This window comes from Cyanobium sp. Alchichica 3B3-8F6 (assembly GCF_024346435.1).
Classification (GTDB): domain Bacteria; phylum Cyanobacteriota; class Cyanobacteriia; order PCC-6307; family Cyanobiaceae; genus Cyanobium_A.
In genome coordinates this window covers 40,830-58,374 of the sequence record NZ_JAGQCZ010000010.1, presented here as the reverse complement: position 1 = coordinate 58,374, position 17,545 = coordinate 40,830, and the positions used below count along the sequence as shown (strand labels likewise).

Below are 17,545 nucleotides of genomic sequence, written 5' to 3'. Positions count from 1 at the left end.
GGTGTGCCAGGCAGCACCTGAATACAAGGACATCATCTACCTTGGCGAGAACTCCAGCAAAACCTGCATCTTTCCCTACACCCGTGTGAATGCCGGTGATAGCAAGTGGTGCGTGACCTACCTCAACCCCTAGAAGGCCCACTCAAGGATGTCCATCAATCGCCCACAGCTATCCACCTGGTTCTGCTAGGTCTGGATGGTCGCCGGATCACCCTTCCCCACCTCACCCCCAGCAGCAGTGGGCTTAGGGAGAATTTGACGGCAGTGGAGGCGGATGCCTGGGGGCCGTTGCTGCTGCTCTTGTGAAGTTATTTGTTGGGCACTCCCGCCGTTGCAGATAATGGTTCTCATCAGTTGAGCACCCTGGGTGGATTGCTCCTCGTCCCCGCTACTGGATGCCCTGGATCACTTCCTGTATCGGATGGATGGTGACCCAGAGTTGGGGCGTGAGTTCTATGCCGCCACCACCCCAGAGGAGATGGTCGCCCTGGCGGAACACTGCGGGATTTTGATCGATGCCGATGACTTCCGCGCCCTCCTCAGAAGCGGCAGCACTGAGTTTTGGGTTGTTGGTGGAGATGAGGCCAGCAACCCCGTCGCCCATCTTCAGCGGGTTTTTCGCGTCTGATGCTCGGGAGGGAGTCTCAGGCGCTTTCCTGGGTCAGGCAGAGGGTGATGGCTTGATTGCTGCGTTGGCGGAAATGCTGATTTTCAGAGACCAGTCTGATCGTGTCCTCACTGTGGTGGATGCCGAGCGGCTGGGGCGCATCAGGGTGTTCGTGCGCCATTCGCGCTGGGGTGGGTGGAGGAAGGGTTGCTGGGGATTCCGCCCGCACCAGCAGGAGTCGCGGAACGCATTGAGAAATCTCTTGTCTTAAACACTGTACTACTAGTGCCTAAAACTGATAAATGAGCGCTTAGTGTTCTGAGCCATTGAGCGATGTTCTGTTCGGTGCTGCTGTGTGTATCACTACGGATGGTTCTTCGGATTCCCTTTAGAAATGGTTGATCGTTCGAGGGCGGGAGATGGGTGTCGCTGGTCTGCCGTCGTTGCTTGCCCTTGTGGGTCTGCTCGGATTCCTGGTGGTGCGGATCGTGATCGGGGTGATTGCTTGAGCGCCTTTTGGTGTGCCTCATACTCAGGGTCATGCCGAGGGCACCTGAGTTATGGTGCCCGATATGGCAAAGCAAGTTCGCCTGACCCTCGCCAAAGCAATTGCCAAAGCAAATTTGCGCCGTGCTGAGACGGGCGAGAAACCCATCACGATGAACGCGCTGGCCGTTCAGGCGGGGGTGGCGGCGACCACCATCACCCGACTGGCACGAAACGATCAGAAGGCGGCATCAGCGCTGTCGCTGGATCTGGCGTCCAAGATTGTGACGGTGCTGGATTGTGGGATTGAGGACTTGCTGGAGGTTGTTTAATCTGCACAAGTGACTTCCTTGATCCAGTTGGCGGGTCGCTCTCCCACCAGTTCCCTGCGCGTTGGTCAATGCCCCTGCCTTGCTGATAGCGGGTGAGTGCAGTCGCAGCGTTGATGAACCCTGTCTCCAAACAACGGTTTAGTAGATTCTGCCCACAAAGATTCAGGGTGTTGAAGGAGGTAAGAGGCATTCTCTCAAGAGACTGATGTCTCGTTTGATAGTCCCACTCTTTGTGCCTTCGTCGTCGCTTCATGAGTTCTTCGTCAGTGCACTCTCCAGGATGAATGCTGCCAAGTTGCTCATGGATCGACCTTCCATGGCGCTTCGTCTTTCCAAATTCTTGTAGGCAGCGTAGTTCAAGGCGATGGATAGCCTTTGTGGGGCGCGGTTACCCGTGAAACCATCAGTCCCTCCCTCCTCTCTGCCGTACATCGCTAAAGCGGCTTGAATTCTTGTTCATCTTGTTGCGCCTTACCTTTCTTCTGTTTTTATGCGTGTACATTTGTTAAGCGCTCTCGCTCGCGGCACTCCTTTCGCGGCCCCCCCCCCCCCCCCTACTACCCTGCTTTAGGTTTTCTTAAGAGTGGCCGATTTAGGTTCGACCTGTAGTTATTACTGTCTGCGATATTTGCGTTTTTTATTTCAGCAGTCCCTCTCTGGAGCAAGACTCTTGGTTGATGACTCGCAGAAGGCATTAGATGCCTGGAAACTGGACCCATCCAAGATGCCAAGGCGTCTGGATCTGGACTTGAGTGAGGAGGTCTATGACGCACTGGAAGCGTTGAGCAGGCGTACAGGGCGCTCGATCCGCGACCTTGTGGAGGATTTCATCGCTCAATCGGTTACGCCGCCGCTGCCACTGCAGGAGGAAGATCCTTAAGGGGATGTCGTCAGCGCCTCGGTTGAGGCAGAGGGTATCGACGTTTCTGTCGGCATCATGTTCAAGGATGATGACCTCTCCGTTAGGGTGCTCCTGGCGCGACAGCAACCTTGCTGCGTCCTTTCAAGACCAGTTTCGATGACCTTCACCATCAAGACCCACGATTCCTGGGGCATCGTCAAGGTTGGTAACTTCCAGTCGCTTGAGGAGGCGCGGAAGGTTTTTTCTTCCCTTTGCGAAGACCCGTGGTACAAAAGCGACGGAATGGTCAAAGGCGTGGAGTTGCTTCAAGACGCTGAGCAGGGTGAAGGCATCAGAATGGATTGGTTCGCTTTTCGGTAGGGTGCACGGTGGTCCATATGGGCGGTAAATGTTCTATTCGCTATCGAGAAAGTGCAGTCTGTCCTGTACATCCTCCCTGAAGCTTTCTGAAAGCATGCTCTTGCCATCCTGCAGCTGAGGCTGTAATTCGAGGGGGGAATTTCTCCTGACCCTCCTGTTTTTACTGGTCGTCCACAACGCTGCCGAGTATCCTAGTAGCCCTGCGGCTGCTGGTGCCACTGTCAACAAGAGGTTGCGATGAATGGCGCTCGCCGTAATCAAGCACACCCCTCCGGCAACTCCAAGCGTGAGCGCCACGCCACGCTTCATGCTTCTTTCTTTTTGGATCGCCGCGCCTAAGGCGAGCTCCAGTTGTCTGGCTCCGCTGTCTGGCGGCATCCATCGCTTTTTGATCGTGCGCACCCTATGGCTTGGCAGGAATCACCGCCTTGAGATCGTTGGCGATTTGCTCGCAGCGCGTCCCGCGCTTGAGCATCGGCTCTGAACTTCTGACTTCTACTTGGAACTCGTCCCTTGTTCCGTTGTTCGGAGAGATCATCACGGTGCCCCGAGCATTGATGGAGGTCTTCAAGCCGTCTTTGTCTCTTGCATAGATCGTCCCGCTGTTCGAGAACTCCTGGTCAATCTCCAGATTCAACCGCCCCACAGCGCTGGCGAGGCGATCCTGGAATTCACCCTGCTCAGCTGCTGCGATCCATTGAAACAACGCCAATGTTCTTTACTCCCTCTGCGCAATTCTCCCGCGGTGACCATGCTTTGCCCCCCTCCGACCTGCTTTATTGTGCGTTTTTAGTTAAATTCTGCACTTTTTGTGTGCTAATTGTAAGCTTTTTAATTATGTTGGCTATCGCTTCTTGGCTTGCCGCCCTTTCCTCTGGCCCTTCAGGCGAGCCCACCAACGAACTATCTGCCTTCGGTCAGCGGCAGACCTCGACCAGATTGCCGCTTTCATCCTGGTCCTTCGGCAAGCACTGTCTTTCTAATCAGCGGTCTGTCCAGGTGCTGCAAACAGTAGCGAATAGACGAGGATGCTCGCCTGAGTAACCCTGGTTGCGTGTTCAGGATTCTTTTAATTGTCTGCTCGCAAATCTGTTGTCAGAGCTTTCTCAAGGATGAATGCGGCCAAGTTGCTCATTGAACGGCCTTCCATGGCACTCCGCTTTTCTAAACCCTTGTATGCAGCGTAATTCAAAGTGATTGTGACCCGCTGTGGGGTGCGGTTGCCGATAAAGTCATTAGTCCCACCGTGCCTGGTCTCGTACATGATTGGTCAGATTATAAGAGCCAACTCATTTTGGCGTTCTTTTCTTGTTTTGCAAGTTTTTCACTTTTGCACGTAAACATTCGCGAGGCGCCCTCTTGTGAGATCCTGATCAGCCCCATGGGCTGGTACGATCCCTCCGATTTCTTGAGAACGAGTGCTTCTTTTCTGATTGTCCGGCATATCCCTTTGTGCTCTTCCGGGGATGGCAGGGCAGCGGTCGAATCCGCCGCCCTGGGAGCCCGCGTTGATCGGGTTCCCTCTGATTGGCCCTATGCAGTTGATATTTAAAGTGAAATTCCGCTTTTTTGATGGCTGCTTTTTCTCGACCACTCCCTGTTCCGAGCAAGAACCTTGGTAGACGATCCGCTGAAGTCGATTGATGAATGGATCTTGGATCCATCCAAGATGCCCAGGCGTCTGGATCTCGAGCTGAGTGAGGAGGTCTATCAGGCGCTGGAGGCACAGAGCAGCCGCACGGGCCGCTCGATCCGCGACCTGGTGGAAGATTTTATCGTTCAGTCCGTTACGCCTCCGCTGCCACCCTTGTCCCATTCTTCCTAGGGGTTTTCGTGTCGCGCGGAAGGGGGAAGTCTCCTTGTTTCAGCGCATCCAGAAAGTCCTGCCAGCAGGAGGCTTGTTGGGCGATGCTCAGCACGGCACGGCGCCGCTCCGGCGTGATACCAATCACCAATGGTGTCAGGCGTTGGCTGATGGAGGGGTGCAGGCAATTCATCTGCCTTGGCTTGTGGAACACGTGCGTGAACGTATAGGCGCTGGCTGGCCTCAAGAGGGATTGGGGCTGATCTGCAGCAGCCCCCAAGCACGCTGCAGCGTTGTGGAGTCCTGCTTAACGCAGCGGTACCGTCGGCTCGCAATGGTCTGATCCCATGCCCTGGTTTGTGAAGCTGGAGGCGGGCCTGGTGTCCAAGCCGCAATTCGATGCGGTGATCCCAGCCCATTTGGCCTGGCTGGCTGATCTGGAGCGCAACGGCCACGCGCCCCGCAGTGGCTACTGGGCTGATCGGGTTGGCCGTAGTGGCGACGGAGCCGGTGGCATGTTGGTGTTTCGCGCCCGCGACTGGGCTGAAGCCGAGTTGCTGGTGCGGAGCGACCCGCTGATCCTTGAGGGCTGTGTCGACTGGACGCTGCATGAATGGGCGGTGGTCTTTCCGCGCCCGCCCCTGGCTAGCTGTGAAACAGCAGCACCAGGCCCGAGTTGAGCTGGTGAAATTCCCGCTCTTCGCGGCTCAGGTCAAGCCCCACCTGCAGGCCTTCTTTGAGGGCGTCTTCGAACGGCGGGGAGCTGGGAGGCGAGCCGGCCTGCCAGAGGGCTGCGATGCCCACTGGCGTGACGTGCCAGCGGAAGCAAGGGGTGAGGCCGATATTCGGCTCTCGCAGAGCGTCTTCGAGCAGGTCGCGAATTGGCATGGGCCCAGGAACGTTCCCGCAGCTTCGGTAGCTCCTGGTGTTGGGGCAATCAGCTGAGAGTTTTCGTGATGAACGACACCGTGGCCGCCAGGGTTCCGGCGGTGGCGAGCCACAGCGTTCCCAACCGACGGTTCAGCGCCAGGATGCGCTGCACCGCAGCTGCATCGGCTGGTGGCAGGCCCTTGGCCAGCAGAGGTTTGCTGCGGATCTGGCCGCCGTAGCGGTTGCTGCCGCCCAGCTGCACCCCCGCCACGTGGGCATAGGCCGCCTGGGAGACACCGGCATTGGGGGAGGGGTCGGCGGCCCCCTCCCGTAGGGCTGCTGTCAGCAGCGCCCCGCAGCGGCCAGGGTGCCCCGCCGCCACCGGCAGGCTCAGGGCCACCAACCGGCAGGGCAGCCACACCAGCAGGTCGTCGAGCCGGGCGCCGGCGGTGCCCAGCCAGCGCAAGCGGCCGCGGCGGTAGCCCAGCATCGAATCCAGGGTGCTGGCCGCCTTGAAGGCCCAGGCCAGGGCCAGCGGACCCGGCAGGGCGGGGTTCAGGCTCCACAGCGCTGCTCCCACCAGCATCCAGAACAGCGGCGCAAACAGACCATCCACCGCATTTTCGCTGGCGGTTTCAGCGGCGGCCCGCAGGATCTCGGCCCGATCCAGCCCGTTGGTGTCGCGACCCACGATCCACGCCAGCGCCTGTCGGGTGGCCATCAAGCTCTCGGGGCCCCTCGTGTTCAACGCTTCGGGATTCTGTACAGCCCGTACGGAATCCGGTGGGAGCATGTTCAGCACCTGTTGCACCGCCTGCTCCAGGCTGCGCCCGGCCAGGGCGCTGGCCAGGGCGATCGTTAAGGCGGCGAGGCTGAGGCCAGAGGCCACCGGGCCGCGCGTCGCCAGCTGCCGCACCAGTTGCTCGAGTCCCCAGCCCGCCAGGCCGCTGCCGCCCACCAGCAGCAGCGTGATCAGAGCGCCGGCGAGGCGCAGCTTCCTGGGGGCATCACCCGCCCAGGCCTCAGCCAGCCGGCGCAGGGCCGTGATCCACAAGCCCATCACCACCACTGGGTGGAGGCACCAACGCGGGTCCCCCACCAGGCGATCGAGGCCGCAGGCGGCCAGCACCAGCAGCCAGGGCCAGGGGCTCAGGCCGCCTTCAGCCAGCTGAACATCGAGCGCAGGCCCTTGCCCACCTGCTCGATCGGGTGCTGGGCATCGCGCTCACGGATTTTGGCCATCTCCGGCTTGCCGGCATCGCACTCGGCCACGAAGTTGCGGGCGAAGGTGCCGTCCTGGATGTCGGCCAGGATGCGCTTCATCTCGGCCTTGGTGTCGGCGGTGATCAGGCGCGGGCCGCTCACGTAATCGCCGTACTCGGCGGTGTTGGAGATCGAATCGCGCATGGCGGTGAGGCCGCCCTTCACCATCAGGTCCACGATCAGCTTCACTTCGTGCAGGCACTCGAAGTAGGCCAGCTCGGGCTGATAGCCGGCTTCCACCAGGGTTTCGAAGCCAGCCTTCACCAGCTCAGACAGACCGCCACACAGCACGGCCTGCTCCCCGAACAGGTCGGTTTCGGTTTCTTCCTTGAAGTTGGTTTCGAGGATGCCGGCGCGGGTGCCGCCGATGCCCTTGGCATAGGCCATGGCCAGCTCACGGGCCTTGCCGCTGGCGTCCTGATGGATGGCGAACAGCGCCGGCACACCCATGCCGTTCTGGTATTCCCAGCGCACGGTGTGGCCAGGGCCCTTGGGGGCGATCATCACCACGTCCACATCGGCTGGGGGCTTGATCAGCTCGAAGCGGATGTTGAAGCCGTGGGCGAAGCTGAGCACCTTGCCGGCGCTCAGGTGTGGCGCGATTTCCTTGTCGTAAACAGCCTTCTGGAACTCATCGGGCAGCAACACCATGATCCAGTCGGCCTTGGCGCAAGCATCGGCCACGCTCAGCACTTCGAGGCCGTCGGCCTTGGCTTTGTCAGCCGAGCGGCTGCCTTCGTAGAGGCCCACCACCACGTTGACGCCGCTGTCCTTCAGGTTGAGGGCGTGGGCGTGGCCCTGGCTGCCATAGCCAATGACGGCCACCGTCTTGCCGTTCAGCAGCGCAAGGTCGGCGTCGGTGTCGTAGTAGAGCTTGGCCATCGAGGCTTCGGGTCTGGGCAGGGCAAGGCCCGAGCTTACGCAAGCGCCTTTCAGGCCTCGCTGGGGTGGGCGATCACCCGGTCGATCAGGCCGTAGTCCTTGGCTTCGGCGGCGCTGAGGAAGTAGTCGCGGTCCGCGTCCTTCTCGATCTTCTCGAAGCTCTGACCGGTCATGTCGGCCATGCTGTGGTTAAGCATGTCCTTGAGGCGCAGGATCTCCTTCGCCTCGATCTCGATGTCGCTGGCCTGGCGCTGGCTGGTGCCGCCCAGGGGCTGGTGGATCATGATCCGGCTGTGGGGCAGGGCCAACCGCTTGCCCTTGGTGCCGGCGCCCAGCAGAAAGGCGCCCATCGAGGCGGCCAGGCCCACGCAGATCGTCACCACGTCACTCTTGACGTACTGCATCGTGTCGTAGATCGCCAGGCCGGCGGTCACCGAGCCCCCCGGGGAGTTGATGTAGAGGTAGATCGGCTTGGAGTTGTCCTCCGAGTCCAGGTAGAGCATCTGGGCCACCAGGGCATTGGCAACGGCGTCGTTCACCTCCGAGCCCAGAAACAGGATTCGCTCCACTCCCAGACGGGTGTAGATGTCAACCCAGCGCTCGTACTGGCTGCCGGGGAGGCGGTAGGGAACGCTGGGGGTGCCGATGGGCATGGGTTTGGTTGGGGTGGTCGGTGAATCGCGGGTTTGGAGTGCCTGGAGTGTGGCGGGCTGCCAGACGGGGGTTCAGCCCAGGCCGGCGGCCGTGGGTGGCGCGGTGGGCAGGTCTTTCTGGCTGGTGAGCACCCGGTCGATCAGGCCATACTCCATGGCCTCTTCGGCGGTGAAGTAGGTCATCCGGTCGGAATCGCGCGACAGCTGCTCCACCGACTTGCCGGTGTTGGCCGACAGCATCCCCAGCAGGGTGCGCTTGTTGTGCAACACCTCCTGGGCCCGGATCTGGATATCGGTGGCCTGGCCGCGGGCGCCGCTGCGGGGCTGGTGCAGCACGATCGAGGCGTGGGGCAGGGCGGCCCGGTGCCCCTTGGTGCCGGCGCTGAGGATCATCGCGGCGGTGCCCATCGCCTGGCCGATGCAGATGGTGTGCACCGGCGGCTTCACATAGCGGAGGGTGTCTGCGATGGCGAAGGCTTCGGTTTCAAAGCCAACGGCGTCGCCGGTGTACCAGCTGGTGCCGGTGGAGTTGATGTAGAAGAAGATCGGCTTCTCGGGGTTGTCAAACTCCAGATAGAGCAGCTGGGCAATGATCAGCTCGGTCACGTCGATGCCCATCTGGCGTTTGGCATCGTCGTCGCTGAATAGGGGCAAGCCCAAGTACACGATCCGTTCTTTCAGCAGCAGGCTCGGCAGATCGGGCGGCGGGGTGCGCATGACCGCGGAATCGCCGTAGTAGGGGGCTGACACCGACATGCGCGGTTAATGGAAACACGTTTGTGGAGCCTAGCGGGGGCCATCGGTCTCCGGATTCGTCTGGGCCGAATTGGTCTTGCTGCGCTCGGCGTTGCGCTCGGAATTGCGCTCAGAGCGGGGTTTGCGCTTCGGGGCCGGATCGGGGCTGGAGGCCGGCGCCAAAGGTTCACTGCGGGCAAACACGATGCGTCCGGTGGGGTTTTGCAGGGCACCGGTGATCACCACCGGCAGCCGTTCGCCGATGCGGCCCCGGGCCCCTTCTACCACCACCATCGTGCCGTCGTCGAGGTAGCCCACGCCCTGGTCGGCCTCCTTGCCATCGCGGGCGATCTTGAGCAGCAACTCGTCGCCGGGCTGCACCTCTGGCCGCAGGGCGATCACCAGCTCGCTGAGGTTGAGCACCCGCAGCGCCTTCACCTCCGCCACCTTGGCCAGGTTGTAGTCGGCGGTGAGCAAGGTGCCGCCGGTATCGGCGGTGAGCAGCAGCAGCTTGTCGTCGACGCCGTTGCCCTCGTAGCGGGTGCTGTTCACCACCAGCCGCCGGCCGTATTGCTCGCGCAGCTCGCTGAGCAGCTTGAGACCGCGGCGCCCGCGGCCACGCTTCTCGGCGTTGCCTGAATCCGCCAGGGCCTGCAGCTCATCGATTACGCTCTGAGCCACGATCACCTGGCCCTCCAGCAGCCCCGAGGCAAGCAGACCGCGGATGCGGCCGTCGATGATCACGCTGGTGTCGAGGATCTTGGCGCTGGCGGGCTGCAGCACCCCATCGGCCACCAGCATGGCTTCGGTGTTGGTGGGGTTGAACAGACGCAGCAGGGTGCGGCCATGCACCTCGGCGAGGTTGTAGCCCGACACCCCGAAAAACACATTGCTGAGCACTGCCGCCAGCGGTTTGACGAACACCACCTCCCAGGGAAGCGGCAGCAGCAGGATCGGGGCCAGCAGCAGGTTGGCCACCAGCAGGCCCAGGATCAGGCCGACGGCGCGGCTGATCAGCAGGTCGGTGGGCATGGTGCGCACCTGGGCCATCAGCTTGCGGCGCAGCTGACCGAAGAAAAAGCCCGCCAGCAGCCCGAAAAAGGCTCCGAACCCGCCCAGCACCGTGCGCAGCCCCTCGGGGTTGTCCACCTGCAGCAGAAGGGGCGCTGGCAGCAGGTCGACCCCCAGCCAGCCAGCGGCGGCCCCGGAGATCACAAACAGGATCAGGATGAGGGAGTCCACCATTCCCGTCTTGCGTGGCTGCCCATCCGTTCAAGGTTGCAGCATGCCTGATTTCCGCGCCATTGGCCTGAAGGGGTTCCCGCACTTGTTGTTGTGACTGCCCAAATCTCTGGCCCGCTTTGGCCGCCCCGCAGTGCCTACCTGCACATCCCCTTCTGCCACCGCCGCTGCTTCTACTGCGATTTCCCGGTGGTGCCCCTGGGTGACCGGGCCGGCGGCGAGCCGGGGGCGCCGGGTTCGGCGTCCATCGAGGCCTATCTCCAGTTGCTGCACCAGGAGATTGGCCTGGCTCCGCCGGGGCCGCCCCTGAGCACGGTGTATTTCGGTGGCGGCACCCCCTCGCTGCTCACCCCGGCCCAGGTGGGGGGCTTGATGGGGGCGTTGCGGCGGCGTTTTGGCCTGGCTCCCGCCGCCGAGATCACCCTGGAGCTCGATCCGGCCAGCTTCGATCAGGCGCGGCTTGCGGGCTACCTGCAGGCCGGGGTGAATCGGGTGAGCCTGGGCGGCCAGAGCTTCGACGACGCCGTGCTGGCGAGTCTGGGGCGCCGCCACAGCGGCGCCGACCTGCGGCAGGCTGCGGCTTGGTTGGCCGAGGCCCAGCGCTGCGGCGCCCTGGCGAGCTGGAGCCTGGATCTGATCCAGGGGCTGCCGGGTCAGGCGTCTTCCGCAGCGGCCCTGGCGGCCTGGCGCCAGCAGCTGGGTGAGGCGATCGCCCTGGCGCCGCCCCATCTCTCGGCCTACGACCTCACCCTGGAGCCCGGCACCGTGTTTGCGCGGCGCCACGAGCGCGGTCAGCTGGAGCTGCCCGATGCCGATCTGGGCGCCGACCTGATGGAGCTCACATGGACCGAGCTCAGCGCCGCCGGCTATGGCCACTACGAAATCTCCAACTACGCCCTGCCCGGCCACGCCTCCCGCCACAACCGCGTCTACTGGAGCGGTGCCGGTTGGTGGGGCTTCGGCATGGGGGCGACCTCGGCGCCCTGGGGCGAGCGGCTGGCTCGGCCCCGCACCCGCGAGGGCTATGCCGCCTGGCTGGCCCAGCCGCAGCCGCAGAGCGGGGCGGGTATGCCCATTGATGAGCGGCTGCTGGTGGGTTTGCGCCGCCGGGAGGGGGTGCATCTGCCCCAGCTGCTGGGCGAAGCCGGCTGTGCCCAGCTGCGTGAGCGGCTCGAGCCGTGGTGGCGCCAGGGGCTGCTGCGGATTGAGGGCCCCCGCTGGCGGCTCAGTGATCCGGCCGGCCTGGCCCTCAGCAATGGGGTGCTGCGGGAGTTGCTGGCCTGGTGGCAGGAGCAGTTGGAGGCTCCTGGGCTGGATGGCGCTGGGCGGCAATCCAGCGCCGCAGCGCTTCCACCCCCAGGGTCCGGCCCTGCAGCAGCGGTGGGCTGAAGGGTGGTTGCTGGCTGGTGAGCCCCAGCAGATCGGCCGTGACACGCACCTGGCCGTCGCAGCCCTCGCCGGCGCCGATGCCGATCACCGGCAGATCCAGCGTCTGCTGCAGGGATGCCCCCAGATCGGCCGGCACGTGCTCCAGCACCAGGGCGAAGCAGCCGGCCTCCTGCAGGGCGAGGGCCTGGCGCCGCAGCCGCTCCTGGCTGGGCGCATCGTTGCCCTGGCGGCGGTAGCCCAGGCGGTGCACCGACTGGGGCGTCAGGCCGATGTGGCCCATCACCGGGATGCCGCTGCGCACCAGCCTGTCGATCACGGCCAGGGTTTCCGGTTCGGCGCCTTCGAGCTTCACGGCGGCAGCGGGGGTTTCCTTCAGCACCCGCCCGGCGGCGGCCACGGCCTCATCGGCGCTGCATTGGTAGCTGAGGAAGGGGAGATCGCAGATCAACAGCGGCTCCTGCCCGGGGGAACAGCTGCTGGCCAGGCCGCGCGCCGTGGCCCGGGTGTGGTGCAGCATCTCCTCGAGGGTCACCGGCAGGGTGGTGGCGTGGCCCAGCACCGTCATCGCCAGGGAGTCACCCACCAACACCGCATCGGCGCCGGCCTCGGCCACCAGCGCTCCGGAGAGGGCATCCCAGGCGGTGAGCACCGTGATCGGCAGCCCGGCCTGCTTGCGACTCGCCAGATTTGCGGGGCGCAGGGGCACGGACGTCGGTGCGGAGGATGCCATTGCTAGCATCCAATCGACTCGGACCCATGCGGCTCCGACGCCCAAATCTGGTCAGGACCGGAAGGGAGCAGCCACACGGGATGCTCAGGGCAGGCGTGGACTCCGGGTCACCACTTTCAGGGGGTCGCCACCTTCAGGTCAGACCCCAGGGCGTTTTCAGGACCAAATTGCCAGGGTCAGGGCTTATGAATTGGCCTGACCCTGGCGATTGAGCAGGAACGGCGGAATCTTGGCGCCACGCTCTTCCTGATTGCCTCTGAACAGGTTGGTGCCAGCAAAGCCCACCGTGGTGCGCTCGCGGCGGTATGGAGCGCCGCTTTCGAAGCCGGTGGCGATCACGGTCACGTGGATCTCACCCTCGAGGCGCTCGTCCACGACGGCCCCCACAATGATGTTGGCATCGGGATCCACCACCTCGTAGATCACCTCCGAGGCGGTGGTCATGTCCTCGAGGGTCATGTCTTTGCCACCGCTGATGTTGATCACGCAACCCTTGGCGCCGTCGATCCGGGCCGACTCCAGCAGGGGGCTGCTCATCGCCGCCTGGGCCGCCTCGCTGGCCCGGGAGCGACCGGAGCCCACGCCGATGCCCAGCAGGGCGGTGCCGGCATCGGCCATCACCGAGCGCACGTCAGCGAAGTCGACATTCACCAGGCCAGGCTTGGTGATGATGTCGCTGATGCCCTTGACGCCCATGCGCAGCACGTCGTCGGCGGCGCGGAAGGCCTCATTGAGGGGAGCCCCGGCAATGGCATCCCGCAGGCGGTCGTTGGGGATGACGATCAGGGTGTCAACGCTTTCGGCCAGGCGGGCAATGCCCTCCTCGGCCTGACGCAGCCGCTTGCGACCTTCGAACCCGAAGGGCTTGGTGACGATGCCCACGGTGAGGGCACCCACCTCTTTGGCCACCTCCGCCAGGATCGGCGCAGCGCCGGTGCCGGTGCCGCCGCCCATGCCCGCCGCGATGAACACCAGATCTGCGCCCTGCAGCGATTCCTGCAGTTCAGCCCGGGATTCTTCAGCCGCCTTCTGGCCGATCACGGGGTTGCCGCCGGCCCCCAGGCCGCGGGTGAGTTTCTGGCCCAGTTGGATGCGCTTCTGGGAGGCCGACTGCAGCAGGGCCTGGGCATCGGTGTTGAGCACCCGATAACCCACACCCTGGAGATCGGAGGCGATCATCCGGTTGACCGCGTTGCTACCACCACCACCAACCCCGATCACTTCGATGCGTGCCGACTGGCTGGGCACAATTCCGCCTGCGGTCGAACTGCCAAGCAACCCCTCGCTCCCGGGCTGGACACCGTTGGATTGGGGGGACCCGAATTGGGGGGAGCTGTGGGTCATAGCGGCATTGGGGGCGGCGGCAGTGCTGTACATCTGCCGCTGCATTATGTCGGCCTTTGGCACCTTGGATTCAGGGAGTCTCCCACCTTTGCGGGTTTCCTGGCATGGCCGTTGCCGGAATGCTCATCCGGGGGGTTTGGCTGGCTGGGCGGGCAAGGGCAGCCCCAGTTCCGGCTGTTCCGGATCGCTGAGGTCGATCGATTGAAGCCGCCGGCCCTTGATTCGCGCTGGCAATTCCTGTTGCAGGTGGCCGAGCACCTCGAGACGCCGCCCCAGTTGGGCGTCGGCTGGCCCCAGCCGCACCTGGCCGAGGCTGGTGCTCTCCAGCCAGAGGCTGCCGCCGGGCTCAAAGCGGATCTGGTGCAGGTCGGCTCCGAGCCGGTCGCGTTGCTCCAGCACCTGGGCCAGGGCGGGGCGGTAGCGCGGCTGCCAGCCCACCACCGTCAGGCCTGCGCTGGCCTTGGCGGCAACGCCCTGCCCCTGGCGGTTGCTCATCCAGTGGCCGAATCGGTCAACAAAGCCCTGCTCGAGGCCCGTGCTGGTGCGCCGCTGGGCCCGGGCCACCGCCTGGCGATCAACCAGTTCGATCCGCAGCCGCGGCGGCGCCATCAGCCGGCTCACCTGCACCTGCTCCACCGGCAGGGCGCCGGCGATGGCCTCGGCGATGCGTTTGGGCTGCAGGGCCAGCAGCGGCTGGGGAAAGCTGAGTTGGGCTGCCTGCACCACCTGGTCTGGCCCCACCTGCGCGCTGCCCACCACCTCCACCTGGCTGGGGCCGGTCAACACCCAACCCTGACGCAGCAGGCCGTAGCCCAGGCCGCCCGCCAGGCTGAGCAGCACCACCAGCCGCCAGAGGTTGCGCAGCCGCTCGCGCTGCCGTTGCTGGCGCAGTTGGCGGCGGCGTTCCGACCCGGGCGGCGCAGGGTTGCCCTTCACCACCGCAGGCTCACCCGTCGACCTGGAGCGGGGCTCACAGTTCGCAGCGGGAGCGGGACATCAGCTCGGCGATCCAGCGCCGGGCCCGCTCCGCATCGGCGAAGGGCAGATCCTTCTGCTCGCTTCCGCCCACCAGCCGCAGCCGGCAGGCCCCCTGGCTTTCCTCGGTCAGCGGCGCCTCGCCGGAGCCCAGCGACAGCAGTTCGACCAGCTCGAGCTGCTTGATCACGAAGGAGCCCTCCTCCTTCAGTTGACCAGCCTCGAAGGTGCACCAGGTGAGCACCCCATCCACCAGCCGGGCGGCGCCACAGCTGTCGAGCTTGGCCAGCTCGGAGCCTTCGGCCCACTCGCGGAACAGCCGCTGCCGCCGCCGCTCCAGCCAGCCCAGGGCGGTGAGCAGTACAAACACCAGTAGCAGTGGAAGCCACAGCAGTCCGTGCGTCATGCCAAGGGGCCTCCCAGAGGTGTTGCCTGGTGCCATTCTCGGGCCCCTTCCAGCAACTCGCCCACCAATTGCGGCAAGGGCACACCGCTGGCGGCCCAGAGCATCGGGTACATGCTCTGGCTGGTGAAGCCGGGCAAGGTGTTGATTTCGTTGAGCCACAGCGTGCCACTGGGCTCGCCGGGGTTGGCTTCATTGGCGCTGGTTTCGCCGTAGAAGAAATCGACGCGCGACAGACCCATCGCCCCCACCGCCTCACAGGCCTGAATGGCCATGGCCCGGGCGCGCGCGGCGATCCGCTCGGGCACCACGGCGGGGATCACGGTGTGGCTTTTGCCCTCGCTGTATTTGGTGTCGTAGTCGTACCAGTCGGCGTCGAAGCAGATTTCGCCCAGCACCGAGGCCTGCAGGGGCTGGTGGCCACCGCCGCGCACGGCGCACTCCAGCTCCCGGGCCGTGACGCCCTGCTCCACCACCAGGCGCGGATCGAGGGCGGCGGCCGTGCGCAGCCCGGCCAGCAGGCTGGCCCGGTCGGTGGCCTTGCTGATGCCCACTGAGGAGCCCAGGTTGGCGGGTTTCACAAAGCAGGGATAGCCGAGATCAGCTTCGAGCTTCGCAACCAGGCCGTCGGGATCCTGGGCAAGCTGGCTGGCACTGACGCAGGCATAGGGCACCTGGGGCAGCCCGGCGGCGGCAAAGGCGGCTTTCATCGCTTGCTTGTCCATGCCCACGGCCGAGCCGAGAACCCCTGAGCCCACGTAGGGCACCTGCATCAACGTGAACAGGCCCTGGATCGTGCCGTCTTCGCCATTGGGGCCATGCAGCACCGGCAGCCACACCGCCACCTCCAGGGCGCCGGCGGGAAAACCGCGGAATCCAGGCTCAGGCAGGGGTTGGGGCAGCTGGTCGGGGGGTGCGGGCACGCCCTGGGCCAGCACGGCCTCGGCCACATCAGGGCCCCACCAGCGGCCTTCGGGATCGATGTAGAAGCAGCGCAGGGCATAGCGCGCGGCGTTGTCGGGATGGCGCACGGCGGCGGCCACGGTGGCCGCTGAGCGGATCGAAACGGCGTGTTCGCCGGAAGCCCCCCCAAAGATCAGGCCAACGGCAAGGGGGGTGGGTGTCATGCCGTCTGCAGGGTGAGCCAGGGGCCCAAAACTCAGGCCAGTTTGCCGCTGAGGGAGAAGGCCCGCACGTCTTCGATTTGCACCGTCACCAGCTCGCCGGGGGCGATGGTGCGGCCATCGGAGCGCTGGGCCGGGAAGAAGGTGAGGCGGTTGGTGCGGGTGCGGCCCATCATCTGCTCGGGATTCTTGGGGTTGGTGCCCTCCACCAGGATCTGCTCGCGGCGGCCGGCGTAGCGGGCGCTGCGTTCCCGGGCGGTGCGCTCCACCAGGGCATTGAGCTCCTGCAGCCGCTCCACCTTCACCGCCTCGCTGAGCTGGTTGGGCCAGACGGCGGCGGGGGTGTTGGGCCGCGGCGAGTAGGCGGCAGTGTTCACCGCATCGAAGCCGATCTCCTCGATCAGATCGAGGGTGCGGCGGTATTGGGCGTCGGTTTCGCCCGGGAAGGCCACGATCACATCGGCGCTGATCGCGGCATCGGGCATGCGCTCGCGGATGCGCTCGACAATGCGGCGGTAGCGGTCCACCGTGTAGCCGCGGGCCATGGCCTTGAGCACGTCGTCATCGCCGCTCTGGAAGGGCACGTGGAAGTGCTCGCACAGCTTGGGCAGGTCGGCGCAGGCGTCGATCAGCCGCTCGGTGAAATAGCGCGGATGGCTGGTGGCGAAGCGGATCCGCTCGATGCCCGCCACGTCGTGCACGTGGTGGAGCAAGTCGGTGAGGGTGTGGGCGCGCCGGCCTTCGGCGGTGATGCCGGGCAGGTCGCGGCCGTAGGCATCGATGTTCTGGCCCAGCAGGGTGATCTCCTTGAACCCCCGTGCGGCCAGCCCCTCCATCTCCAGCTTGATCGCCTCAGGCAGACGCGATTGCTCCTGGCCCCGCACCGACGGCACCACGCAATAGGTGCAGCGCTCGTTGCAGCCGTAGATCACGTTCACCCAACCGCAGATCGTGCTGTCGCGGCGGGCGGTGGTGATGTCTTCGAGGATGTGGTGCTCGCCTGTGGCCACCACCTGTTGGCCCTGCTCCACCTGGGCCAGCAGCACATCGAGGCGGTTGGCGTGCTGGGGCCCCATCACCAGATCCAGCTCGGGCACGCGCCGCAGCAGCGATTCGCCCTCCTGCTGGGCCACGCAGCCGGCCACCACCAGGGTGAGGTGGGGGTTGGTGCGCTTGCGCTGGGCCTGGCGACCCAGATAGCTGTACACCTTCTGTTCGGCGTTGTCGCGGATCGTGCAGGTGTTGTAGAGAACGAGATCAGCCTCCAGCTCGGCTGGAGCCTCGCGGTAGCCCATGGATTCGAGGATCCCGGCCATGCGCTCGGAATCCGCCTTGTTCATCTGGCAGCCGAAGGTGGTGATCCAGTAGCTGCCGCGGGTGCTGAGCGTGGTGGCCGTCATCCGATCAGTTTCGGCCATCGGGTTCCGCACTTGGGTTGCTGGTGGTAGGTCGTGGGCAAGGGCTGGGGAATGGCGCTGGCTGGT

Annotated in this window: 23 protein-coding genes, 1 other RNA gene and 1 pseudogene; 9 read left to right on the top strand and 16 right to left on the bottom strand. The window is 64.6% G+C overall.

The genetic code is table 11. The annotated features are described in order from the left end of the window. Window position 1 precedes the first annotated feature (1 nt). Window positions 2-133, top strand: coding sequence for a hypothetical protein (locus tag KBY65_RS09570; protein ID WP_255001442.1), 132 nt, complete (start codon window positions 2-4; stop codon window positions 131-133). Between the two features lie 288 nt (window positions 134-421). Continuing rightward, window positions 422-628, top strand: a complete 207-nt coding sequence (locus tag KBY65_RS09565; protein WP_233128612.1) for a hypothetical protein — start codon at window positions 422-424, stop codon at window positions 626-628. A gap of 16 nt (window positions 629-644) precedes the next feature. Here the strand turns inward: KBY65_RS09565 and KBY65_RS09560 are convergent, their stop codons facing one another. Further along, a complete protein-coding gene (locus KBY65_RS09560; RefSeq protein WP_255001441.1) occupies window positions 645-788 on the bottom strand; it encodes a hypothetical protein in 144 nt (47 codons plus the stop codon). Window positions 789-1,179: 391 nt separating this feature from the next. Between KBY65_RS09560 and KBY65_RS09555 the strand changes: the two genes are divergently transcribed. Then, a complete protein-coding gene (locus tag KBY65_RS09555) occupies window positions 1,180-1,425 on the top strand; it encodes a helix-turn-helix domain-containing protein (RefSeq protein WP_158217103.1) in 246 nt (81 codons plus the stop codon). A 249-nt stretch (window positions 1,426-1,674) separates the two neighbouring features. Here KBY65_RS09555 and KBY65_RS09550 read toward each other — a convergent pair whose 3' ends face one another. Then, window positions 1,675-1,857 carry a ribbon-helix-helix domain-containing protein gene (locus KBY65_RS09550; RefSeq protein WP_254987579.1) on the bottom strand — a complete coding sequence of 61 codons (183 nt, stop codon included), beginning with the start codon at window positions 1,855-1,857 and terminating at the stop codon, window positions 1,675-1,677. Between the two features lie 238 nt (window positions 1,858-2,095). On the opposite strand from KBY65_RS09550, the gene KBY65_RS09545 reads away from it, so the two are divergent. Then, entirely contained in the window at window positions 2,096-2,305 is a 210-nt protein-coding gene (locus KBY65_RS09545) for a hypothetical protein (RefSeq protein WP_094561777.1), read from the top strand. A 138-nt stretch (window positions 2,306-2,443) separates the two neighbouring features. Next, the gene (locus KBY65_RS09540) at window positions 2,444-2,647 is read left to right on the top strand and encodes a hypothetical protein (RefSeq protein ID WP_094561781.1); all 204 of its coding nucleotides are present in this window, start codon (window positions 2,444-2,446) and stop codon (window positions 2,645-2,647) included. Between the two features lie 403 nt (window positions 2,648-3,050). Here the strand turns inward: KBY65_RS09540 and KBY65_RS09535 are convergent, their stop codons facing one another. Both KBY65_RS09535 and KBY65_RS09530 read right to left on the bottom strand, forming a co-directional pair. Then, the gene (locus tag KBY65_RS09535; protein ID WP_255001439.1) at window positions 3,051-3,359 is read right to left on the bottom strand and encodes a hypothetical protein; all 309 of its coding nucleotides are present in this window, start codon (window positions 3,357-3,359) and stop codon (window positions 3,051-3,053) included. A 357-nt stretch (window positions 3,360-3,716) separates the two neighbouring features. Continuing rightward, a complete protein-coding gene (locus tag KBY65_RS09530; RefSeq protein WP_094561783.1) occupies window positions 3,717-3,911 on the bottom strand; it encodes a ribbon-helix-helix domain-containing protein in 195 nt (64 codons plus the stop codon). Window positions 3,912-4,262: 351 nt separating this feature from the next. On the opposite strand from KBY65_RS09530, the gene KBY65_RS09525 reads away from it, so the two are divergent. Together KBY65_RS09525 and KBY65_RS09520 are read left to right on the top strand one after the other, a co-directional pair. After that, window positions 4,263-4,472: a hypothetical protein gene (locus tag KBY65_RS09525; RefSeq protein WP_255001437.1), complete on the top strand. Its 210-nt coding sequence runs from the start codon at window positions 4,263-4,265 to the stop codon at window positions 4,470-4,472. A gap of 326 nt (window positions 4,473-4,798) precedes the next feature. Next, window positions 4,799-5,131 (top strand): YciI family protein, encoded by a 333-nt coding sequence (locus KBY65_RS09520; protein ID WP_255001436.1) that lies wholly within the window; start codon window positions 4,799-4,801, stop codon window positions 5,129-5,131. Here KBY65_RS09520 and KBY65_RS09515 read toward each other — a convergent pair. From KBY65_RS09515 to KBY65_RS09490, 6 genes are all read right to left on the bottom strand, one after another. After that, window positions 5,097-5,339, bottom strand: a complete 243-nt coding sequence (locus KBY65_RS09515; RefSeq protein WP_255001435.1) for a hypothetical protein — start codon at window positions 5,337-5,339, stop codon at window positions 5,097-5,099. The two genes, KBY65_RS09520 and KBY65_RS09515, sit on opposite strands and share 35 nt — an antisense overlap. Window positions 5,340-5,388: 49 nt before the next feature. Further along, window positions 5,389-6,450 carry an adenosylcobinamide-phosphate synthase CbiB gene (gene cbiB / locus KBY65_RS09510; RefSeq protein ID WP_255001434.1) on the bottom strand — a complete coding sequence of 354 codons (1,062 nt, stop codon included), beginning with the start codon at window positions 6,448-6,450 and terminating at the stop codon, window positions 5,389-5,391. A 20-nt stretch (window positions 6,451-6,470) separates the two neighbouring features. Next, complete coding sequence (gene ilvC, locus KBY65_RS09505; RefSeq protein WP_255001433.1) at window positions 6,471-7,466, bottom strand: ketol-acid reductoisomerase; 996 nt, start codon at window positions 7,464-7,466, stop codon at window positions 6,471-6,473. Window positions 7,467-7,516: 50 nt separating this feature from the next. After that, entirely contained in the window at window positions 7,517-8,119 is a 603-nt protein-coding gene (locus tag KBY65_RS09500) for an ATP-dependent Clp protease proteolytic subunit (RefSeq protein WP_255001431.1), read from the bottom strand. 72 nt (window positions 8,120-8,191) lie between these two features. Further along, window positions 8,192-8,875: an ATP-dependent Clp protease proteolytic subunit gene (locus KBY65_RS09495; protein WP_094559672.1), complete on the bottom strand. Its 684-nt coding sequence runs from the start codon at window positions 8,873-8,875 to the stop codon at window positions 8,192-8,194. 30 nt (window positions 8,876-8,905) lie between these two features. Continuing rightward, the gene (locus KBY65_RS09490) at window positions 8,906-10,099 is read right to left on the bottom strand and encodes a PIN/TRAM domain-containing protein (protein ID WP_094559673.1); all 1,194 of its coding nucleotides are present in this window, start codon (window positions 10,097-10,099) and stop codon (window positions 8,906-8,908) included. A gap of 90 nt (window positions 10,100-10,189) precedes the next feature. On the opposite strand from KBY65_RS09490, the pseudogene KBY65_RS09485 reads away from it, so the two are divergent. Next, window positions 10,190-11,404, top strand: a pseudogene (locus KBY65_RS09485) (coproporphyrinogen-III oxidase family protein); the annotation flags it as partial. Here the strand turns inward: KBY65_RS09485 and panB are convergent. Continuing rightward, entirely contained in the window at window positions 11,346-12,185 is an 840-nt protein-coding gene (gene panB, locus KBY65_RS09480; RefSeq protein ID WP_315860069.1) for a 3-methyl-2-oxobutanoate hydroxymethyltransferase, read from the bottom strand. The pseudogene KBY65_RS09485 and the gene panB overlap by 59 nt on opposite strands. Before the next feature lie 45 nt (window positions 12,186-12,230). Between panB and ffs the strand changes: the two genes are divergently transcribed. Beyond that, window positions 12,231-12,327: signal recognition particle sRNA small type (gene ffs, locus KBY65_RS09475), an RNA gene on the top strand. 71 nt (window positions 12,328-12,398) lie between these two features. Here ffs and ftsZ read toward each other — a convergent pair. From ftsZ to miaB, 5 genes are all read right to left on the bottom strand, one after another. Then, window positions 12,399-13,559, bottom strand: a complete 1,161-nt coding sequence (gene ftsZ / locus KBY65_RS09470) for a cell division protein FtsZ (protein ID WP_369802014.1) — start codon at window positions 13,557-13,559, stop codon at window positions 12,399-12,401. Window positions 13,560-13,682: 123 nt separating this feature from the next. Beyond that, window positions 13,683-14,495, bottom strand: a complete 813-nt coding sequence (locus KBY65_RS09465) for a cell division protein FtsQ/DivIB (protein WP_094559816.1) — start codon at window positions 14,493-14,495, stop codon at window positions 13,683-13,685. Window positions 14,496-14,529: 34 nt separating this feature from the next. Then, the gene (locus KBY65_RS09460) at window positions 14,530-14,940 is read right to left on the bottom strand and encodes a hypothetical protein (protein WP_094559674.1); all 411 of its coding nucleotides are present in this window, start codon (window positions 14,938-14,940) and stop codon (window positions 14,530-14,532) included. Then, window positions 14,937-16,064, bottom strand: a complete 1,128-nt coding sequence (locus KBY65_RS09455) for a D-alanine--D-alanine ligase family protein (protein ID WP_254987568.1) — start codon at window positions 16,062-16,064, stop codon at window positions 14,937-14,939. Before KBY65_RS09455 ends, KBY65_RS09460 begins: the two co-directional genes overlap by 4 nt. A gap of 32 nt (window positions 16,065-16,096) precedes the next feature. Continuing rightward, entirely contained in the window at window positions 16,097-17,479 is a 1,383-nt protein-coding gene (gene miaB, locus KBY65_RS09450; RefSeq protein WP_233128479.1) for a tRNA (N6-isopentenyl adenosine(37)-C2)-methylthiotransferase MiaB, read from the bottom strand. Window positions 17,480-17,545: the final 66 nt, after the last annotated feature.

What these genes read in the sequence shown, in the direction of transcription:
- KBY65_RS09565 (WP_233128612.1), top strand. Translation starts at nt 422, where the DNA reads ATGGATGGTGACCCAGAGTTGGGGCGTGAGTTCTATGCCGCCACCACC.
- KBY65_RS09560 (WP_255001441.1), bottom strand. Translation starts at nt 788, where the DNA reads ATGGCGCACGAACACCCTGATGCGCCCCAGCCGCTCGGCATCCACCAC.
- KBY65_RS09555 (WP_158217103.1), top strand. Translation starts at nt 1,180, where the DNA reads ATGGCAAAGCAAGTTCGCCTGACCCTCGCCAAAGCAATTGCCAAAGCA.
- KBY65_RS09550 (WP_254987579.1), bottom strand. Translation starts at nt 1,857, where the DNA reads ATGTACGGCAGAGAGGAGGGAGGGACTGATGGTTTCACGGGTAACCGC.
- KBY65_RS09540 (WP_094561781.1), top strand. Translation starts at nt 2,444, where the DNA reads ATGACCTTCACCATCAAGACCCACGATTCCTGGGGCATCGTCAAGGTT.
- KBY65_RS09530 (WP_094561783.1), bottom strand. Translation starts at nt 3,911, where the DNA reads ATGTACGAGACCAGGCACGGTGGGACTAATGACTTTATCGGCAACCGC.
- KBY65_RS09520 (WP_255001436.1), top strand. Translation starts at nt 4,799, where the DNA reads ATGCCCTGGTTTGTGAAGCTGGAGGCGGGCCTGGTGTCCAAGCCGCAA.
- KBY65_RS09515 (WP_255001435.1), bottom strand. Translation starts at nt 5,339, where the DNA reads ATGCCAATTCGCGACCTGCTCGAAGACGCTCTGCGAGAGCCGAATATC.
- ilvC (WP_255001433.1), bottom strand. Translation starts at nt 7,466, where the DNA reads ATGGCCAAGCTCTACTACGACACCGACGCCGACCTTGCGCTGCTGAAC.
- KBY65_RS09500 (WP_255001431.1), bottom strand. Translation starts at nt 8,119, where the DNA reads ATGCCCATCGGCACCCCCAGCGTTCCCTACCGCCTCCCCGGCAGCCAG.
- KBY65_RS09495 (WP_094559672.1), bottom strand. Translation starts at nt 8,875, where the DNA reads ATGTCGGTGTCAGCCCCCTACTACGGCGATTCCGCGGTCATGCGCACC.
- KBY65_RS09490 (WP_094559673.1), bottom strand. Translation starts at nt 10,099, where the DNA reads ATGGTGGACTCCCTCATCCTGATCCTGTTTGTGATCTCCGGGGCCGCC.
- ftsZ (WP_369802014.1), bottom strand. Translation starts at nt 13,559, where the DNA reads ATGACCCACAGCTCCCCCCAATTCGGGTCCCCCCAATCCAACGGTGTC.
- KBY65_RS09460 (WP_094559674.1), bottom strand. Translation starts at nt 14,940, where the DNA reads ATGACGCACGGACTGCTGTGGCTTCCACTGCTACTGGTGTTTGTACTG.
- KBY65_RS09455 (WP_254987568.1), bottom strand. Translation starts at nt 16,064, where the DNA reads ATGACACCCACCCCCCTTGCCGTTGGCCTGATCTTTGGGGGGGCTTCC.
- miaB (WP_233128479.1), bottom strand. Translation starts at nt 17,479, where the DNA reads ATGGCCGAAACTGATCGGATGACGGCCACCACGCTCAGCACCCGCGGC.